Origin of the sequence: Streptomyces camelliae (genome assembly GCF_027625935.1) — a bacterium.
GTDB lineage: Bacteria > Actinomycetota > Actinomycetes > Streptomycetales > Streptomycetaceae > Streptomyces > Streptomyces camelliae.
Window position 1 is genome coordinate 6156161 of record NZ_CP115300.1, and the last position, 18640, is coordinate 6174800.

Here is an 18640-nt window from a genome sequence, read left to right on the forward strand (position 1 = left end):
TACCGTGGAAAGCGCAGCGGCGAGTGCCGCACCGGTCCGAGGAGGAGCGTCATGGAAGCAGTCATCGCCGTGTTCGCCCTGCTCTTCCTGGTCTTCATCGGCCTCGGCGCATACGCCACGGTGAAGGCGGTCGGCGCCGCCAAGCGCGGCGTGGACCGCACGATCGAGCAGGCCCGGCGCACGGTGGAGGACCACACCCTGCGCGCGAAGACCTTCGCCAAGCTCGGCCCGGCCGCCGAGATCGCCCAGCTGCGGCTCACGCTGCGCACGTCCATGCGCGCCACGCAGGACGCGCTGCGCACGGGCGTCGCCGAGGACGAGTCGCTCAAGGAGTCCCTCGGCCTCTTCGAGCGGCTCAGCGCACACGGACACCAGCTGGACGCCGACCTCAGGCGCCTGGAGTCCGAGCCCGACCGGGCCGAGGTCCGCGCCCGGCTGCCCGAGCTGCGCGAGCGCACCGAGCGGATCACCAAGTCCGCCGACTCCCTGCGCTGGGCCGTCCGCGACCGGGCCCGTCGCTTCACCGACGACGACCTCGGCGCGCTCAGCGACCAGATCGACATCGAGGCCGACGCCCTGCGCCACTGGACCCCGGCCGGTCCCGAACGGACGCCCCCGCAATGGCCCGACGCCGCCGACCCCGAGGGCCCGGCGGCGCAGCGCCCCCCGTCATGGACGCCCGGCTCCCGCCCCGCCGAGAAGCCCGGCACGCAGGCGATCACGCCGCCGTCGGCGCGCCCCGCCTACCCCTGGCAGAAGAAACCGCGCCCCGAGAGCACCGCCTGAGCGGACCGCTCCGTTCCCGGACCGCGGGGGCGGGCTGCCGTCCGCGCGCTACGGCAGGTAACCTCCAGCTCATGTCCCGTCATGTCGCGATCGTCACCGATTCAACGGCCTACTTGCCGCCACGGGCGATGGAGCGTCACGACATCACCGCGGTACCGCTGACCGTCGTCCTCGGCGACGAGGCGCTCGAAGAGGGCACCGAGATCTCCACCCGCTCGCTGGCCCAGGCGTTGCAGAAGCGCCGTCCCGTCACGACCTCCCGGCCGAGCCCCGAAGTGTTCGCCGAGACCTACCGCAGGGTCGCCGAGTCCGGCGCGAGCGGCATCGTCTCGCTGCACCTGTCCGCGGAGCTGTCCGGCACCTACGACGCGGCGGTCCTCGCGGCGCGCGAGGCACCGGTGCCGGTGCGGGTGGTGGACACCGGGATGGTCGCGATGGCCCTCGGCTTCTGCGCGCTGGCCGCGGCCGAGACCGCGGAGTCCGGCGGCACGATGGACGAGGCCGTCACGGCCGCCGAGAAGCGCGCCGAGGGCACGTCCGCCTACTTCTACGTCGACACCCTCGACTATCTGCGTCGCGGCGGCCGCATCGGAGCCGCCCAGGCCCTCCTCGGCTCCGCGCTCGCCGTCAAACCCCTGCTCCAACTCGACGGCGGCCGTATCGAGCTGCTGGAAAAAGTCCGCACGGCGTCCAAGGCCATCGCACGCCTGGAGGAGCTGACGGCCGAGCGGGCGGGCAGCGCGGAGGTCGACATCGCCGTCCACCACCTGGCCGCCCCCGAGCGTGCCGCCGCGCTGGCCGACCGGCTGCGGGCACGGGTGCCGGGCCTGGCCGAGCTGCATGTGAGCGAGGTCGGAGCGGTGATCGGCGCGCACACCGGGCCGGGGCTGCTGGGAGCGGTGGTTTCGCCCCGCTGATCGTTCACTCGTGCGGGTGGCGGAGTTTTCCACAACCGGGCGGTAATACCCGGGAATTGACCAAGATCATCGCGATTCGGCGAGATGTTCCATCCTCGTCGCATGGCACTTCGATCACGTACACGCATCGCCTCCGCCGGCAGCGGGCCCGGGCGTGCGCCCGCCTCGGACGGGCGAGTTCGGCACCGCCGTGACACCGAACACGGCCGGACCCGTCGTCGCCCGCCGGACCAGTCCGAGGAACTGCGCCGCCGAGCGGAACTTCTCTTCGGCGAACGAGCCCTGCGAAGGCGGGAGTCGGACAACGGCCCGCCGGACGGGGACAGGCGCACCGCGATCGCGACGGCGGCCACGGCGACGGAGACGGGTCCGGCGACAGGGCTGAGTCCGGCGACAGGGCTGAGTCCGGAGACAAGGCTGATTCAGGCGAGGACGGCGGCGACCGCGACGACCGAAGCCGAAGCAGAACCCGAACCGACGGAGCCCGCACGCCCGTTGGAGGCGCCGGACCTCGCCGGTCCGGGCCGGCGGGAGCGGGCCGCGCTGGCGTTGCGGGAGCGGATGCCGGTGTGGTTGCAGGCCCGGTGTGGCGTGGAGCGGCGCGGAGTCGTGGCCCTCGCCGTGGTGCTCGTGGCCGCCGCCGCGTTCGCGGTACTGCACTTCTGGAACGCCCGGACCGAAACCGTGCGGGCGCCTCAGGTGGTGCGTGCCGAGCTGCCGTACGACAAGAAGGGTGCGAACACCAAGTCCGGCGCGAGTGCGCCTGCCTCGGCGGTGCCGGGCGGGGAGATCGTCGTGGACGTCAGCGGCAAGGTTCGTCAGCCGGGGATCCGGCGGCTGCCGGCCGGCTCCCGGGTGGCCGACGCGCTGCGCGCGGCGGGCGGTGTCCGTCCGGGCGTGAGCACCGAAGGTCTCAACCGGGCTCGCTTCCTGGTCGACGGCGAACAGGTCGTCGTCGGCGCGCCGGCCGGAGCGGTGGCTCCGCCCGGACCGATGAACACGACGGCCTCCGGAGCAGCGGGCGCCGGCCCCACGACGCCGCTCTCCCTCAACACGGCGACGGCGGACCAACTGGACAGCCTGCCCGGCGTCGGTCCGGTACTGGCCCGGCACATCGTCGACTACCGCACGCAACACGGCGGTTTCCGCTCGGTGGACGAGCTGCGTGAGGTCAACGGCATCGGCGACCGCCGTTTCAGCGATCTGCGCGAGCTGGTACGGCCATGAGCCGCGCGATCGAGGTGGGACCGCCCGGGGCTGCCGCAGCCTGTCGGCCCGAGGTGGCGGACGATGCGCGGGAGGCGCTGAAGGCTCCGCGCGGCGACCGGGAGGGTCCCCTGGACCTGCGGCTGGTGCCACCCGCGCTCGCGGCCTGGGCCACGGCGGCCCTGACGCTGGACACACCGGCCGGCTGGACTGCCGTGCCGGCCGTGGTCTCCCTGGTGGGCGGGGTTGTGCTGCTGTCGGTGCGGAGGGCTGGACGGGACGGGCGGGCCGGAGGGGCGGGAAGAACTGCCCAGGCCCTGGGGCGGAGCCGGGCCGCGCAGGTGCCCGGGCGGTTCGCGTGGGCGCGGGCTTCCGTTGCCGCCGTACTGCTCTGCATCGCCGCGGCCACCGTCTCCGCCGGGCTGCACGGGGCGGATGTACGACGCGGGCCGGTGCCCGAGCTGGCCCGCCGGTTCGCGACCGTGACCGCCGAGGTCGAGGTGACCGACGACCCCTGGCTCAGCCGGCCGCGAGTGCGCGGAGATCACGCGGCACTGGTGGCGGTGCTGGCACGGGCGGAGCTGCGGAGCGTCGAGGAGAGAGACGGCAGGCGGGTGCGGACACGGAGCCCGGTGCTGCTGGTGGTCGACGTGGACGTTCCGGCGCGGGGGAGCGGTCGGCGGAAGGGGAGTTCGGCGGAGGGGAGTGGTGGGCGGAAGGGTGGTTCGGCCGAGGGGAGCGTTGGGCGGAACCATGGCCCGGCGCAGGCACGTGGTGCGCGGGACGACGGCCTGGCGGAGGGGAGCGCCGGAGGGAACGGAGGTTCGGCGGGGGGTGGTGGTGCGCGGAACGACGGCCCGGCGGAGGGAGGCGGTGCGCGGAACGACGGCCCGGTGGCGGGAGAGGCTGGGTGGAGCGGGGGTTTCGGGGCGGGCTCGGGGGATGGTGTCCGGCGGGTGCCGGAGGGGCGGGCCGGATGGCTCGGGCTGTTGCCGTCCACGCGGTTGCGGGTGGAGGGGCGGTTGGCGCCCGCACTGACGGGGGGTGACCGGACCGCGGCCGTGTTGCGGGTGCGTGGGCAGCCCGGGCCGCGGATCGTGGCGGGGCCCAGCGGGTCGCAGCGGCTGGCGGGGCGGCTCAGAGCCGGGCTGCGGGAGGCGACGGACAGCCTGCCGGGGGACGCGCGGGCGCTGCTGCCCGGACTCGTCGTCGGGGACACCGCGCGGATCACCCCCGAGCTGGACGACGCGTTCAAGGAGACGGACCTGGCGCACACGCTCGCGGTGTCCGGGAGCAACCTCACGGTGCTGCTCGCACTGCTCGTCGGCCCGCCCGGGCTGGCCCAGCGGGCAGAGCGGCGCGGCCTGGCCCCGTACCTAGGGCTCTCGCTGCGGGCGACCGCACTGACCGCCGGGGTGCTCACGCTGGGATTCGTGATCGTGTGCCGGCCCGACCCCAGTGTGCTGAGGGCCGCCGCCTGCGGCGCGGTCGCGCTGCTCGCGCTGGCCACCGGGCGCCGCAGATCCCTGGTCCCGGCCCTGGCGACGGCCGTCCTGCTGCTGGTCCTCTACGACCCCTGGCTGGCTCGGAGCTACGGCTTCCTGCTCTCCGTGCTGGCCACCGGCGCGCTGCTCCTCCTGGCGCCGGGCTGGAGCGAGGCGCTGCGGCGGCGCGGGGTACCGGCGAGGCTCGCGGAGGCGTTGGCGGCGGCCGCCGCGGCGCAGGTGGTGTGTGCGCCGGTCGTGGCGGTGCTGTCGGCCCGGGTGAGCCTGGTGGCGGTGCCGTGCAACCTGTTGGCCGAGGTGGCCGTGGCGCCGGCGACCGTGCTGGGGTTCGCGGCGCTGGTGACGGCGCCCGTGGTGATGCCGGTGGCCAAGATGCTGGCCTGGTGTGCCAGTTGGCCCGCCGGATGGATCGCCGGGGTCGCGCGGACCGGGGCGGCGCTGCCGGGTGCGGGCGTGGACTGGCCGGGGAGCTGGGCCGGGGCGGCGCTGCTCGCGGCGGTCACCGTGGCCGTCGTGCTGGCCGGGCGGAGGTTGTCGCGGCACCCGTGGTGGTGCGGGCTGCTCGGGCTGCTGCTCGTGCTGGCGGTGGTGCGGCCGGCACCGCTGACCCGGGTGATCACGGGCTGGCCGCCGCCGGGCTGGCGGTTCGCGATGTGCGATGTCGGGCAGGGTGACGCGACCGTGCTGGCGGCGGGCGACGGCGCCGGGGTCGTCGTGGACGCCGGACCCGATCCGGCGTCGGTCGACCGCTGTCTGCGGCAGCTGGGCATCACACGCATCCCGCTGCTCGTGCTGACCCACTTCCACGCCGACCACGTGGCGGGACTGCCCGGTGTGCTCCGGGGCCGTTCGGTGGCCGCGATCGAGACGACGGGCTTCGAAGAACCCGCCGACCAGGCCGAGTTCGTCAGAAGGGAGGCGGCATCGCGGCACATCCCGGTCACCCGGGCCGTGGCCGGGGAGGAGCGGCGCGCCGGTCCGCTCGCCTGGCAGGTGCTGTGGCCGCCGCCGGGCAGCGGGGCGCAGCCGGTCCCGGGGCTCCCGGTGTGGCCGGGTCCCGTGCCGGAGCCGGACGGTCCGAACGATGCCAGCGTCGCGATGCTGGTCCGCACGGGCGGACTGCGGTTGCTGCTGCTCGGCGACCTCGAACCCCCGGCCCAGCAGGCGCTGTTGAGGTCCCCGGAGGCGGCCGGACTGGCCGGGGTGGATGTGCTGAAGGTGGCCCACCACGGCTCGGCCTATCAAGACCCGGAGCTGATACGGCTCGTGGCTCCCCGGGTGGCTCTCATCTCTGTAGGGGCCGGCAATTCCTATGGGCACCCGGCACCGGCGACCGTGGCCATGCTGCGGGCCGGCGGCGCGCTGGTGCTGCGCACGGACCGGGACGGCGGCCTCGCGGTCGGCGGGGCGGGCGGGAGAGGCGAGGAGGTGTGGGTGAGGAAGGACTGAGGGGCGGACGCGCGGGGCCGGTCCGTGCGGAGCCGCCGAGGGCTGTGTTCCCGCTGTGCGGAACCGGAACGGTGGCTCCTGATTCGGATCGGTTCCGGCGCATGTGCTGGATTCCCGCGATGTGGTCCCGTGTTGCCTCGAAAGTCGCATCAATGATCGAATGAACCTTCGGCAACCGATGATGTCGAGGCGTACAGGGGTGTCGTAGATGTTCGGCCGCTGGCTGGGTAACCGGACGGACCAGAAGCAACGGACGAGTTCCCTGGTGACGGTGCAGACCCCGCCCGGCGCCGGAGTGCTCACCTGCCGGGTGGTCGATCCGGTCGACGAGCCGGTCGCGGGCGCCGAGTTCACGGTCAGCGACACCATGGGCCGCAAGGTCATGTCCGGTGGCACGGACCCTTACGGGACCTTCATGGTGACGGTGCCGGCGGGGGAGTACCGGCTGGCCCTGTCCGCCGATGGCTACACCCCCTACCGCGCCACCGCGTTGGTCGGCGAGAACTCCCTCGCCTCGCTGGGCGATGTGACCCTCCAGGTGTCCCAGCCGCCGGAGCCGCCGGCGCCCGGCGACTGGGAGATCGAGCCCATGCACTCCTCGATCGGCTTCACCGCACGGCACATCGGCCTGGCCCGGATCCACGGACAGTTCAACTCCTTCGCCGGAGTGGTGCGGATCGGTGAGCGGGTGGAGCGGTCGGCGATGCACGTCGTGATCGACGCCGCCTCCATCGACACCGGGGTGCGGATGCGGGACGACCATCTGCGCTCGGCGGACTTCCTGGACGTGGAGCGGTTCCCGACGCTGGAGTTCTACAGCGACCGGTTCGTGCACAAGGGCGGCAGCCGGTGGGCGATCACCGGCGCGCTGTCGCTGCACGGGGTGACGCGCACGATCACGCTCGACACCGAGTACCTGGGACTGGGCAACGGCATGGAGGGCGAGGTCCGGGCCGCCTGCCGGGCCACCACCGAGCTGCACCGCGACGACTTCACCGTCAGCTGGCAGTCCATGCTGGCGCGGGGCATCGCGGTGGTCGGGTCGAGTGTCCGGGTCGACCTCGACGTGCAGCTCGTCGCCAAGGGCTGACCTGGCGGTTCGCTCCTCGTGCCGTGCCGGAGAATGGGCGCGTGAGCGATGTGAGACATGTGCTGGTGCTGCCCGACCGGGACGCCGCCGAGGAGGCGGCCGAGGCGCTCGGCGAGCGGTTCGGCCTGGACGAGGAGCCCCAGCTGGTCCGGGACGCCCTGGCCGGTGAGGACGACGCCGAGGACGCGCAGTGGCTGCTGGTCGTGCGGGACGAGCACGAGCGGCTGGACCCCGCCGAACTGGACGCGTTCGCCGGCGAGTGGGACGGCTGGCGCGAGGATCCGTGACCCCGAGACGGGCTCCGGGTCCGTTCGGGGACCGCTCAGGGTTCGCGGGCCGGCTCGTTGTCAGTGCCGCGTGGGATGCTGTGGGTGATGGCCAGGAAGACTGCGAATGACGACCCTCTCGCCCCGGTGACACTTGCCGTGGGCCAGGAGGACCTCCTGCTCGACCGTGCCGTGCAGGAGGTGGTGGCCGCCGCCAGGGCCGCCGACGCCGACACGGACGTACGCGACCTCACCCCGGACCAGTTGCAGCCCGGCACGCTCGCCGAGCTGACCAGTCCGTCGCTCTTCGCCGAGCGCAAAGTCGTGGTCGTACGCAACGCGCAGGATCTGTCGGCCGACACGGTCAAGGACGTGAAGGCCTATCTGGGCTCCCCCGCCGAGGAGATCACGCTCGTGCTGCTGCACGCGGGCGGGGTCAAGGGCAAGGGCCTGCTGGACGCCGCGCGCAAGGCGGGGGCGCGGGAGGTGGCCTGCCCGAAGATGACCAAGCCGGCGGACCGGCTGGCCTTCGTACGGCAGGAGTTCCGAGCGGCGGGCCGGTCGGCGACGCCCGAGGCGTGCCAGGCGCTGTGCGACGCCATCGGCAGCGATCTGCGGGAGCTGGCCTCGGCGGTCTCCCAGCTGGTCGCCGACGTGGAGGGGACGATCGACGAGGCGGTCGTCGGGCGGTACTACACCGGCCGGGCCGAGGCCTCCAGCTTCACGGTTGCCGACCGGGCCGTGGAGGGGCGTACGGCGGAGGCGCTGGAGGCGCTGAGGTGGTCGCTGGCGACCGGGGTGGCGCCGGTGATGATCACCAGCGCGCTGGCGCAGGGGGTGCGGGCCATCGGGAAGCTGTCCTCCGCGCGCGGGGGGCGGCCGGCGGATCTGGCCCGGGAGCTGGGGATGCCGCCGTGGAAGATCGATCGGGTGCGGCAGCAGATGCGGGGGTGGACGCCGGACGGTGTCGCGGCGGCGATGCGGGCTGTCGCCGAGGCGGACGCGGGCGTGAAGGGCGGGGGCGATGATCCTGAGTACGCGCTGGAGAAGGCCGTCGTGATCATCGCTCGGGCCGCTCGGTCGCGCGGGCGCGGGTAGGCGAGTCGAGCCGGGGGGCGGTCGGCTGGAAGCCGACCGGGAAGCGGCCCGCGGACCCGTCGGCCGGCCGAACCGCGGCCCCGCCGAGCCGTCGGCACACCGAAAACCCCGGCATCCGCCCTGGGGAAGGGAGAGATGCCGGGGTTTCGGTTCACGCTGTTGGACTCGCACCCGCGTGGCGAACGCAGGCCGCGTGCGAATCCGTGGGTGCCGGACGGGAGCGGATGAGAGAGGGCCCGCTCTGGGTCCTTCCGGCGGTCAGATCAGAGGGAGAGCTCAGCCCTGGAGGGACGTGACCTTGGAAGCAAGCGCCGACTTCTTGTTGGCGGCCTGGTTCTTGTGGATGACGCCCTTGGAGACGGCCTTGTCGAGCGCACGCGCGGCAGCGCGCTGCAGCTCGGTGGCCTTCTCGACGTCACCCGCGGCAGCGGCCTCGCGGGCCTTGCGGATCGCGGTCTTCAGGGAGGACTTGACGGCCTTGTTGCGCAGTCGAGCCTTCTCGTTGGTCTTGATCCGCTTGATCTGGGACTTGATGTTCGCCACGAAGGAGCCTTTTCAGGTTCTGGTGCGGGGCCGCGAAGGTCCCGTACCGGTGATCCAAAATTTCTCTGACGCGCCTCGCGCTGAGAGGGCATGAGGCACAGCCATCTACAGTACCAGCGGCCCTGCCGACGGCCCAAAACGGTCCCCGCTCCCTCCGCGTGGGACCATGGAGACTACGTATCGATCCGACCCGAGGCATAAGGCGCCTCAAGAGACAGGACCCTGCGTGCCCGCGACCCCTAACCATGTGCCCGAGCCGAGCCGTACCGCCCCGGCTCTGATCCGCAATTTCTGCATCATCGCGCACATCGACCACGGCAAGTCCACGCTCGCCGACCGGATGCTCCAGCTGACCGGTGTGGTCGAGCAGCGGCAGATGCGTGCTCAGTACCTCGACCGGATGGACATCGAGCGCGAGCGCGGCATCACGATCAAGTCCCAGGCGGTGCGTCTGCCCTGGGCCCCCACCGAGGGCCCCGACCAGGGCACGACCCACATCCTCAACATGATCGACACCCCGGGGCACGTCGACTTCACCTACGAGGTCTCGCGGTCGCTGGCCGCCTGCGAGGGGACCATCCTCCTCGTCGACGCCGCCCAGGGCATCGAGGCGCAGACCCTCGCCAACCTCTACCTGGCGATGGAGAACGACCTCACGATCATCCCCGTGCTGAACAAGATCGACCTGCCGGCCGCCCAGCCGGAGAAGTTCGCCGAGGAGCTGGCGAACCTGGTCGGCTGCGACCCGGAGGACGTCCTCAAGGTCTCCGCGAAGACCGGTCTCGGCGTGGACGCGCTGCTGAACAAGGTCGTCAAGGAGATCCCGGCGCCGGTCGGGGTCGCCGACGCGCCCGCCCGCGCGATGATCTTCGACTCGGTCTACGACTCCTACCGCGGTGTCGTGACGTACGTCCGAGTCATCGACGGCCAGCTCAACAAGCGTGAGCGCATCAAGATGATGTCGACCGGCGCGACCCACGAGTTGCTGGAGATCGGCGTCAACTCGCCCGAGATGCTGCCGGCCGACGGCCTCGGCGTCGGCGAGGTGGGCTACCTCATCACCGGTGTGAAGGACGTCCGCCAGTCCAAGGTCGGTGACACCGTCACCAGCCAGAGCAAGGGCGCGACCGAGGCCCTCGGCGGGTACAAGGACCCGAAGCCGATGGTCTTCTCGGGCCTGTATCCGCTCGACGGCTCCGACTACCCCGAGCTGCGCGAGGCGCTGGACAAGCTCCAGCTCAACGACGCCGCGCTGGTCTACGAGCCGGAGACCTCCGCGGCCCTCGGCTTCGGCTTCCGCGTCGGCTTCCTCGGCCTGCTGCACCTGGACGTGATCCGGGAGCGCCTGGAGCGCGAGTTCGGGCTCGATCTCATCGCCACCGCGCCCAACGTGGTCTACCGCGTGATCATGGAGGACGGCTCCGAGCACGTCGTCACCAACCCGAGCGAGTTCCCCGAGGGCAAGATCGGTGAGGTCTTCGAGCCGGTCGTGCGGGCGACGATCCTCGCGCCGACCGAGTTCATCGGCGCGATCATGGAGCTGTGCCAGACCCGGCGCGGCACGCTCCTCGGGATGGACTACCTCTCCGAGGACCGCGTCGAGATCCGCTACACCCTCCCGCTCGCGGAGATCGTCTTCGACTTCTTCGACCAGCTGAAGTCCAAGACGCGCGGCTACGCCTCCCTGGACTACGAGCCCACGGGCGAGCAGACCAGCTCCCTGGTCAAGGTCGACATCCTGCTGCACGGCGACAAGGTGGACGCCTTCTCGGCGATCACCCACAAGGACCAGGCGTACGCGTACGGCGTGCGGCTCGTCGCCAAGCTCAAGGAGCTGATCCCGCGGCAGAGCTTCGAGGTGCCGGTGCAGGCCGCCATCGGCTCCCGGGTCATCGCCCGCGAGACCATCCGCGCCATCCGCAAGGACGTCCTCGCCAAGTGCTACGGCGGTGACATCTCCCGTAAGCGGAAGCTGCTGGAGAAGCAGAAGGAAGGCAAGAAGCGGATGAAGATGGTGGGTTCCGTGGAGGTTCCGCAGGAAGCCTTCATCGCGGTGCTGTCCAGCGATGACAGCGCGGGGTCGGCCAAGGGCAAGAAGTAACCATCGGTAACAACGGGGTACGTCCATAAACCGGGCATGAAGGGGCTCGTCGTGCGAAAGTGCGGCGGGCCCCTACGCGTGCGTAGCGTCGCTCTGCGTGGAGAACCCGGGGAAACCGACAGGCCGATGCCCCTTACGCAGCGGCCGGTCGCGGCTTACTCTGATCCCTGCTCGATAGTTACTCGCGAGTTAAACAACAAGCGCGAGCCTCGCCGTGAGTCAACCCCAGCCGCATGTGAGCCAGCCGCACCGTCGCGGGCCCCGGAGGATGTCGTGAGCGACACACAGACCCTGATCGAGAACCGTCCGCCGTCCGTGGCGGCCCTCTTCCTGGAGCGCGTGGCGGCCACACCGGACGCCGAGGCCTACCGGTACCCGGTCCCGCCGGCCTCCGGCCAGGGCCCCGACGACTGGAAGTCGCTGAGCTGGGCCCAGGCGGCCGAGCGGGTCTACGCGATCGCGGCCGGACTCATCGAACTGGGCCTGGAGCCCGAGCAGCGGGTGGCGCTCGCCTCCTCCACCCGTGCCGAGTGGATCCTCGCCGACCTCGGCATCATGTGCGCCGGCGGTGCGACGACCACCATCTACCCGCAGACCAACGCCGACGAGTCGGCCTTCATCCTCTCCGACTCCGAGAGCCGGGTGCTGATCGCCGAGGACGCCGCGCAGGCCGCCAAGGCCGTCGAGAAGCGCGCCGAACTGCCCGAGCTGACCAAGGTCGTCGTCATCGACCCGGCCGGCGTCGAGACGGACGACTGGGTCACCACCCTCGCCGAGCTGGAAAAGCGCGGCGCCGCCTACCTGGAGACGCACCCCGAGCTGATCAAGGAGCGGGTCGGCGCGATCACCAAGGACCAGCTCGCCACCCTCATCTACACCTCCGGCACCACCGGCCGCCCCAAGGGAGTCCGGCTCCCGCACGACAACTGGGCGTACATGGCGAAGGCGATCGCCGCGACCGGCCTGGTCACCATCGACGACGTGCAGTACCTGTGGCTGCCGCTGGCGCACGTCTTCGGCAAGGTGCTCACCTCCGGCCAGATCGAGGTCGGACACGTCACCGCCGTGGACGGCCGCGTCGACAAGATCATCGAGAACCTTCCGGTGGTCCAGCCGACGTACATGGCCGCCGTGCCGCGCATCTTCGAGAAGGTCTACAACGGCGTCGCCGCCAAGGCCCGCGAGGGCGGCCCGGCCAAGTACAAGATCTTCCAGTGGGCCGCCGAGGTCTCCCGCGAGTACGCCAAGGTCAGCCAGGACAACTTCCGCCGCACCGGCAACCACGCCGTGCCGTTCGGCCTCGCCGCCAAGCACAAGGTCGCCGACACCCTCGTCTACGCCAAGCTCCGCGAGGCCTTCGGCGGCCGGCTGCGCGCCTGCGTCTCCGGCGCCTCCGCGCTCGCGCCCGAGATCGGCTACTTCTTCGCCGGCGCCGGCATCCACATCCTGGAGGGCTACGGCCTCACCGAGTCCTCCGCGGCCTCCTTCGTCAACCCCGGCGAGGCCTACCGCACCGGCACGGTCGGCAAGCCGCTGCCCGGCACGGAGGTGCGCATCGCCGACGACGGCGAGATCCTGCTGCGCGGCCCCGGCATCATGCAGGGCTACCACAAGCTGCCCGAGAAGACCGCCGAGGTGCTGGAGTCCGACGGCTGGTTCCACACCGGCGACATCGGCGAGCTGTCGCCCGACGGCTATCTGCGCATCACCGACCGCAAGAAGGACCTCATCAAGACCTCCGGCGGCAAGTACGTCGCCCCGGCCGAGGTCGAGGGCCAGTTCAAGGCGGTCTGCCCGTACGTCTCCAACATCCTGGTGCACGGCGCCGACCGGAACTACTGCACCGCCCTCATCGCCCTCGACGAGATCGCGATCGTCGAGTGGGCCAAGGAGAACGGGCTGGAGGGCAGGCCGTACGCCGAGATCGTCGCCGCGCCGCAGACCGTCGAGATGGTCGACGGGTATGTGCGGGAGCTCAACGCCGGGCTCCAGAAGTGGCAGACGATCAAGAAGTTCCGGCTGCTGCCGAGGGATCTCGACGTGGAGCACGGCGAGATCACGCCGAGCCTGAAGCTGAAGCGGCCCGTGGTGGAGCGGGAGTACAAGCACCTCATCGACGAGATGTACGCCGGGACGAGGGAGAAGTAGCGCGACTGTCACCGCCGTTCAAAAGTCGCTATCTTCTGGCCACTTCGATAACTCAGCGCTGCTGATCGCCCCCTGTCTGTCACCCTGGCCGCATGGACATGGCGGCCATACCCACGCAACGGGAGAGTGAGCCCCGGGACCGGGAGGTACGGGGGCGGGCCGTGCTGCCCGGGAGTCCGCTGGCGCCCGGGGCGGCCCGGGCACTGGTGCGGGCCGCGCTCATCGACCTGCCGGACGTCACGGCGCGGCTCGTCGACGATGCCATGGCCGTCGTCAGCGAGCTGGTCACCAACGCCGTCGTGCACGCCGGTACGGACGTGGAGGTCGACTGGCGGACGGAGGAGACCGGCGCGTTCGTCGTGGAGGTGCACGACCGGCATCCCTCGCGCGCCCCGCGCGACCCCGCGGCCGGCGAGGGGCCGTACGACACCCCTGAGTACGGGCGCGGGCTGCGGCTGGTCGCCACGCTCGCCGACTCCTGGGGCGTCACCTACCGCGCCGGTGCCAAGACCGTGTGGGCGCGGCTGCCCCCGGGCGGAGCCGAGGAGCCGGACGGACCGGCCCCCGGGTCCGCCCTGGCAGCCGCCGAGGACCTCGCCCCGCAGCCGCAGCGGGCCGCAGGCGACGCGGACTGGCTCGGCCGGGGCGCGCTGTCCTTCCTCGCCGAGGCCTCCGACCTGCTCGCCGGACAGCTGGACGAGACCCTGGTCACCGCCCTCACCGGCCAGCTCCTCGTGCCCCGGCTCGCCGACTGGTGCGCGGTGTGGCTGGAGGACGAGGCGAGCGTGCGCGGCGGCGCCGGCGGCGGGCCCGCCCGGGTCTGGCACACCTGCGAGGGCCGTGTCGAGGAACTGCACCTCGCCCTGGAGAAGGAGCCGCCCGCCTGGAGCGAGGGGCTGCGCTCCGGCCCCGAGCCGTACCCCTGGCCCGGCGACGCGCTCGGCCCGCGCGGCGCCGACGGTGCGGCGCTCGCCTACCGGCTGATCGCGGGCGGCCGGCCGCTCGGCACCCTGGTCATCGGCCGGTACGGGCCCGCCGGGTTCCCCGACGAGGTCACCGGGCTCGTGGAGGACCTCGGCCGCCGGGTGGCGCTCGCCATCGGCGCGGCCCGCCAGTACGCCCGCCAGGCCACCATCAGTGCCGTACTGCAGCGCGGGCTGCTGCCCGGCGCGGTCGCCGAGATCCCCGGGATGAGCAGCGCCCTCGTGTACGAGCCGTGCGACAAGGGCGGCCCCAGCGGCGACTTCTACGACCTGTTCCCGGCGGGCGACGGCCGCTGGTGCTTCGCCGTCGGCGACGTCCAGGGCAAGGGCCCCGAGGCGGCCGTCGTGATCGGCCTCGCCCGCCCCTGGCTCCGCCTTCTCGCCCGCGAGGGCTACCGCGTCGCCGACGTCCTCGACCGCCTCAACCAGCTCCTCCTGGACGACGCCACGGAGGCCGCCGACGCCGCCGCCCGCGCCCTCGTCGCCGTCGGCGGCCGTCCCGTGGCCGCGGGAGAGGGCCCGCAGACCCGCTTCCTGTCCCTTCTCTACGGCGAGCTGACGCCGTACGACGGCGGGGTCCGTTGCACGCTCGCCTCCGCCGGCCATCCGCTGCCGCTCGTCCTCGGCCCCGACGGCGCGGTGCGTACGGTGGCCCGGCCGCAGACCCTGCTCGGCGTGATCGAGGACGAGACCTACACCAGCGAGACCTTCGAGCTGCGGCCCGGCGACAGCCTGCTGTGCGTCACCGACGGGGTGACCGAGCGGCGCTCCGGCTCCCGCCAGTTCGACGACGGCGACGGGCTCGCCCACGCCCTGTCCGGCTGCGCGGGCCTGAGCGCCGAGCTGATCGCGGAACGGATCCGCCGCCTGGTGCACGACTTCGGCGGCGGCCAGCCCGAGGACGACCTGGCGCTGCTGGTGCTCCAGGCCGACTGAGCCCCGAGGCGCGACGGGCCGGCCGGGCAAGGGCGCCGGTGCTGGACAATGGAGGACATGCCTTCCGCACTCCCCGACGGCGAACCCGTCCCCACCGACGGCGCGCTCCCCGCGTCCGCGCTCGCCGGGGCCCCGGGCCGCCCGCTCGGCTTCTATCTGCACGTGCCGTACTGCGCGACCCGCTGCGGCTACTGCGACTTCAACACCTACACCGCGACCGAGCTGCGCGGCACGGGCGGGGTGCTGGCGTCCCGCGACAACTACGCGGACACCCTGACCGACGAGATCCGCCTCGCCCGGAAGGTGCTCGGCGACGACCCGCGCGAGGTCCGTACGGTCTTCGTCGGGGGCGGTACGCCGACGCTGCTGGCCGCCGACGACCTGGTACGGATGCTGGGCGCGATCCGCGACGAGTTCGGCCTGGCGCCGGACGCGGAGGTGACGACGGAGGCCAACCCGGAATCGGTCGACCCCGCCTACCTGGCGACCCTCCGCGAGGGCGGCTTCAACCGGATCTCCTTCGGCATGCAGAGCGCCAGGCAGCACGTGCTGCGCGTGCTCGACCGTACGCACACTCCGGGCCGCCCCGAGCGTTGCGTGGCGGAGGCGAAGGCCGCGGGCTTCGAGCACGTCAACCTCGACCTGATCTACGGCACGCCGGGGGAGAGCGACGACGACTGGCGGGCCTCGCTGGAAGCGGCGATCGGCGCCGGGCCGGATCACATCAGCGCGTACGCGCTGATCGTCGAGGAGGGCACGCAGCTGGCTCGTCGTATCCGCCGGGGCGAGGTCCCGATGACCGACGACGACGTGCACGCCGACCGCTACCTGATCGCGGAGTCGGTGCTGTCGGAGGCGGGCTTCGACTGGTACGAGGTCTCCAACTGGGCCACCTCGGAGGCGGGCCGCTGCCTGCACAACGAGCTGTACTGGCGCGGCGCCGACTGGTGGGGCGCGGGCCCCGGCGCGCACTCCCACGTGGGCGGGGTGCGCTGGTGGAACGTGAAGCATCCGGGGGCGTACGCGGCGGCCCTCGCCTCCGGCCGCTCGCCGGGGGCGGGCCGCGAGCTCCTGTCCGAGGAGGACCGGCGGGTGGAGCGGATCCTGCTGGAGCTGAGGCTGCGGGAGGGGGTGCCGCTGCCCTTGCTGAAGGAGGAGGGGCTTGCGGCGTCCCGGCGTGCGCTGGGGGAGGGGCTGCTCCAGGAAGGCCCGTACGAGGAGGGGCGGGCCGTGCTGACGCTGCGGGGGCGGTTGCTGGCGGATGCGGTGGTGCGGGATCTGGTGGATTGATCACTCGGGCGAGTGAATGGCCCCGGAACGCCGGTTCGGTCCCTAACCTGGTTCGTAGGCTGCCGCTAAAAGTACGCGGCGGATGTGGAGGCCACGGAGATGACCGCTGTGGACGAGCGTGGGATTGCCAAGTTCTTCGAGGAGTTCGAGCCTCCCGAGGGCATCAAGGCCGAACTCCTCCGGGGGGAAATCGTGATGATGGCCACTCCTGATCTGGTGCACAACCGGATCGTGGCGGACGTGGTGGACCAGATCCCGCGTAAGCGCTGGGAACGGCTTCAGGTGACGGACGTGGACATCATCGATGAGACCAGCGAGCCCATTCCGGACTTGGTGGTGGTGGAACGCGGTGTTGCCCCGGACTCAGGCCGCCTGCTGCCGTCGCAGCTGGTCACGATGGTGGTCGAGGTGGTCTCCAAGACCAGCGTGCAGCGGGACTACGAAATCAAGCGGTCGATCTACGCCGCTGGCGAGGTGCCTGCCTACCTCATCGTGGACCCGATCATGGCGCAGTGCGTCCTGCTGACAAGGCCCGTCGGGAAGGGGGAGAACGCCGACTACCAGAGGCAGCAGATCACCAAGTTCGGCGCGCCGCTGCCGCTGGAGGATCTGGAGCTTGAATTGGACACCAGCGAGTTCGGCACGTATCTCAACGTCAGGCCCCACCGCTACCCGTAACAAAGTCGATCAGCTCCTCCACCCTCCCCAGCAACTCCGGCTCCAGGTCCTTGTAAGACCCCACCCGCTTCAGAATCGCCTGCCACACCGCGCCCGTGTTCTCCGACGGCCAGCCCAGCGCACGGCACACTCCCGTCTTCCAGTCCTGGCCGTGCGGGACGCGGGGCCACCCGGCGATCTCCAGGGACGACGGCTTCACCGCCTCCCAGATGTCGATGTACGGGTGGCCGACCACCAGCGCGTGTTCACTCGTCACCGCCTCCGCGATCCGCCACTCCTTCGTGCCCGGCACCAAGTGGTCCACCAGGACACCCAGGCGCGCGTCCGGGCCTGGGCGGAACTCCGCGACGATCGACGGCAGGTCGTCCACGCCCTCCAGGTACTCCACGACCACGCCCTCGATGCGCAGGTCGTCGCCCCAGACCTTCTCGACCAGTTCGGCGTCGTGCCGGCCCTCGACGTAGATACGGCCGGCACGGGCCACGCGCGCGCGGGCGCCGGGGACGGCGACCGAACCGGAGGCCGTACGGGCGGGTCGCACCGGAGCCGGTGCGGACGGGCGGACCAACGTCACCACCCTGCCCTCCAGCAGGAAGCCGCGTGGCTCCAGCGGGAAGACGCGGTGCTTGCCGAAGCGGTCCTCCAGGGTCACCGTGCCCGCCTCGCAGCGGATCACCGCCCCGCAGAACCCGGTGCCGGGCTCCTCCACCACCAGGCCCGGCTCCGCCGGTACCTCCGGCACGGGCTGCTGCTTCTTCCACGGCGGGGTCAGATCGGCGGAGTACTGGCGCATTCGGATGACCATAGGAGAAGCGGCCCTCCCTCGCTCACGACACGCCGAAACGGGCCGCCAGCCGATCGCGTTGCCGGCGTACGAACGCCGCGTCCACCACCGCTCCGTGACCCGGTACGTACAGAGCGTCCTCACCGCCCAGTGCCAGCAGCCGGTCCAGGGCGTCCGGCCAGCGGGACGGGACCGCGTCCGGGCCCGCCTGGGGCTCGCCGGACTCCTCGACCAGGTCGCCGCAGAAGACCACCTCCCGGTCGCCGGGGATCAGGACCGCCAGGTCGTGGGCCGTGTGACCCGGGCCCACGTTGGCCAGCAGGGCCTGGCGGCCGGCGCCCAGGTCCAGCGTCCACTCGCCCGAGACCTGATGGCCGGGCGGGACCAGCGCGTCCGCCGCCTCGTCGGCCTCCCGCACGTCCAGGCCGTTTCTGATCGCGTCCAGGCGCAGCTCCTCGCGTTCGTGGGTGAACACCGCGTCGACGCCCACCGCCGCGTAGATCTCCGTCCCGGCGAAGGCCGGCGCCCCGAAGACGTGATCGAAATGGGGGTGCGTGAGCGCGAGATGAGTCACACGGCCGCCCGCCAGTTCCTCCGCCCGCCCCCGTAGCCGGGCGCCTTCGGCCAGACTCGACCCGGCGTCGACCATGAGCGCCGTACTCTCTCCGAGGACCAGCCCCACGGTGCAGTCCCAGCCGGGCAGCCGGCACCGCCCGACCCCGGCGGCCAGCCGCTCCCAGCCCAGCTCTTCCCAAGTCACGGTCATACCGCGACGCTAGCCTCACAAGCCGGGACGACGACGGCGACCTTGCCCAGGGTGTACCCGACAGCCGTACACTGGGGCCGGGAATGCTGGCACT

At 72.1% G+C, this 18640-nt stretch carries 15 protein-coding genes; 12 read left to right on the forward strand and 3 right to left on the reverse strand.

The window, feature by feature from the left end; all coding sequences use genetic code 11:
* Window positions 1-51: 51 nt before the first annotated feature.
* The 7 genes from O1G22_RS28190 to holA all read left to right on the forward strand — a co-directional run bounded on the left by O1G22_RS28190 (window position 52) and on the right by holA (window position 8317).
* Entirely contained in the window at window positions 52-786 is a 735-nt protein-coding gene (locus O1G22_RS28190) for a hypothetical protein (RefSeq protein ID WP_270083877.1), read from the forward strand.
* Window positions 787-857: 71 nt separating this feature from the next.
* Window positions 858-1703: a DegV family protein gene (locus O1G22_RS28195; RefSeq protein ID WP_270083878.1), complete on the forward strand. Its 846-nt coding sequence runs from the start codon at window positions 858-860 to the stop codon at window positions 1701-1703.
* Window positions 1704-1805: 102 nt separating this feature from the next.
* Window positions 1806-2930 (forward strand): ComEA family DNA-binding protein, encoded by a 1125-nt coding sequence (locus O1G22_RS28200; RefSeq protein ID WP_270083879.1) that lies wholly within the window; start codon window positions 1806-1808, stop codon window positions 2928-2930.
* A complete protein-coding gene (locus O1G22_RS28205; RefSeq protein ID WP_333492364.1) occupies window positions 2927-5863 on the forward strand; it encodes a ComEC/Rec2 family competence protein in 2937 nt (978 codons plus the stop codon). Before O1G22_RS28200 ends, O1G22_RS28205 begins: the two co-directional genes overlap by 4 nt.
* 208 nt (window positions 5864-6071) lie before the next feature.
* The gene (locus O1G22_RS28210; RefSeq protein WP_270083880.1) at window positions 6072-6953 is read left to right on the forward strand and encodes a YceI family protein; all 882 of its coding nucleotides are present in this window, start codon (window positions 6072-6074) and stop codon (window positions 6951-6953) included.
* A gap of 41 nt (window positions 6954-6994) precedes the next feature.
* Complete coding sequence (locus tag O1G22_RS28215) at window positions 6995-7240, forward strand: hypothetical protein (RefSeq protein WP_270083881.1); 246 nt, start codon at window positions 6995-6997, stop codon at window positions 7238-7240.
* Between the two features lie 87 nt (window positions 7241-7327).
* A complete protein-coding gene (holA, locus tag O1G22_RS28220) occupies window positions 7328-8317 on the forward strand; it encodes a DNA polymerase III subunit delta (RefSeq protein WP_270083882.1) in 990 nt (329 codons plus the stop codon).
* Window positions 8318-8593: 276 nt separating this feature from the next.
* On the opposite strand, the gene rpsT is transcribed toward holA, so the two are convergent.
* Window positions 8594-8860 carry a 30S ribosomal protein S20 gene (gene rpsT, locus O1G22_RS28225; RefSeq protein WP_225100940.1) on the reverse strand — a complete coding sequence of 89 codons (267 nt, stop codon included), beginning with the start codon at window positions 8858-8860 and terminating at the stop codon, window positions 8594-8596.
* Between the two features lie 226 nt (window positions 8861-9086).
* Between rpsT and lepA the strand changes: the two genes are divergently transcribed.
* From lepA to O1G22_RS28250, 5 genes are all read left to right on the forward strand, one after another.
* Window positions 9087-10961, forward strand: a complete 1875-nt coding sequence (lepA, locus tag O1G22_RS28230; protein WP_225100941.1) for a translation elongation factor 4 — start codon at window positions 9087-9089, stop codon at window positions 10959-10961.
* 273 nt (window positions 10962-11234) lie between these two features.
* Complete coding sequence (locus O1G22_RS28235; RefSeq protein WP_270083883.1) at window positions 11235-13109, forward strand: AMP-dependent synthetase/ligase; 1875 nt, start codon at window positions 11235-11237, stop codon at window positions 13107-13109.
* Window positions 13110-13207: 98 nt separating this feature from the next.
* The gene (locus tag O1G22_RS28240; RefSeq protein WP_270086568.1) at window positions 13208-15028 is read left to right on the forward strand and encodes a SpoIIE family protein phosphatase; all 1821 of its coding nucleotides are present in this window, start codon (window positions 13208-13210) and stop codon (window positions 15026-15028) included.
* A 57-nt stretch (window positions 15029-15085) separates the two neighbouring features.
* Window positions 15086-16318, forward strand: coding sequence for a radical SAM family heme chaperone HemW (gene hemW / locus O1G22_RS28245; RefSeq protein WP_270083884.1), 1233 nt, complete (start codon window positions 15086-15088; stop codon window positions 16316-16318).
* 99 nt (window positions 16319-16417) lie between these two features.
* Window positions 16418-16996 (forward strand): Uma2 family endonuclease, encoded by a 579-nt coding sequence (locus O1G22_RS28250; RefSeq protein ID WP_270083885.1) that lies wholly within the window; start codon window positions 16418-16420, stop codon window positions 16994-16996.
* On the opposite strand, the gene O1G22_RS28255 is transcribed toward O1G22_RS28250, so the two are convergent.
* Window positions 16974-17789 (reverse strand): DUF3097 domain-containing protein, encoded by an 816-nt coding sequence (locus O1G22_RS28255; RefSeq protein WP_270083886.1) that lies wholly within the window; start codon window positions 17787-17789, stop codon window positions 16974-16976. The genes O1G22_RS28250 and O1G22_RS28255 overlap by 23 nt on opposite strands.
* Window positions 17790-17823: 34 nt before the next feature.
* Entirely contained in the window at window positions 17824-18546 is a 723-nt protein-coding gene (locus O1G22_RS28260) for an MBL fold metallo-hydrolase (protein WP_270083887.1), read from the reverse strand.
* Window positions 18547-18640 lie beyond the last annotated feature (94 nt).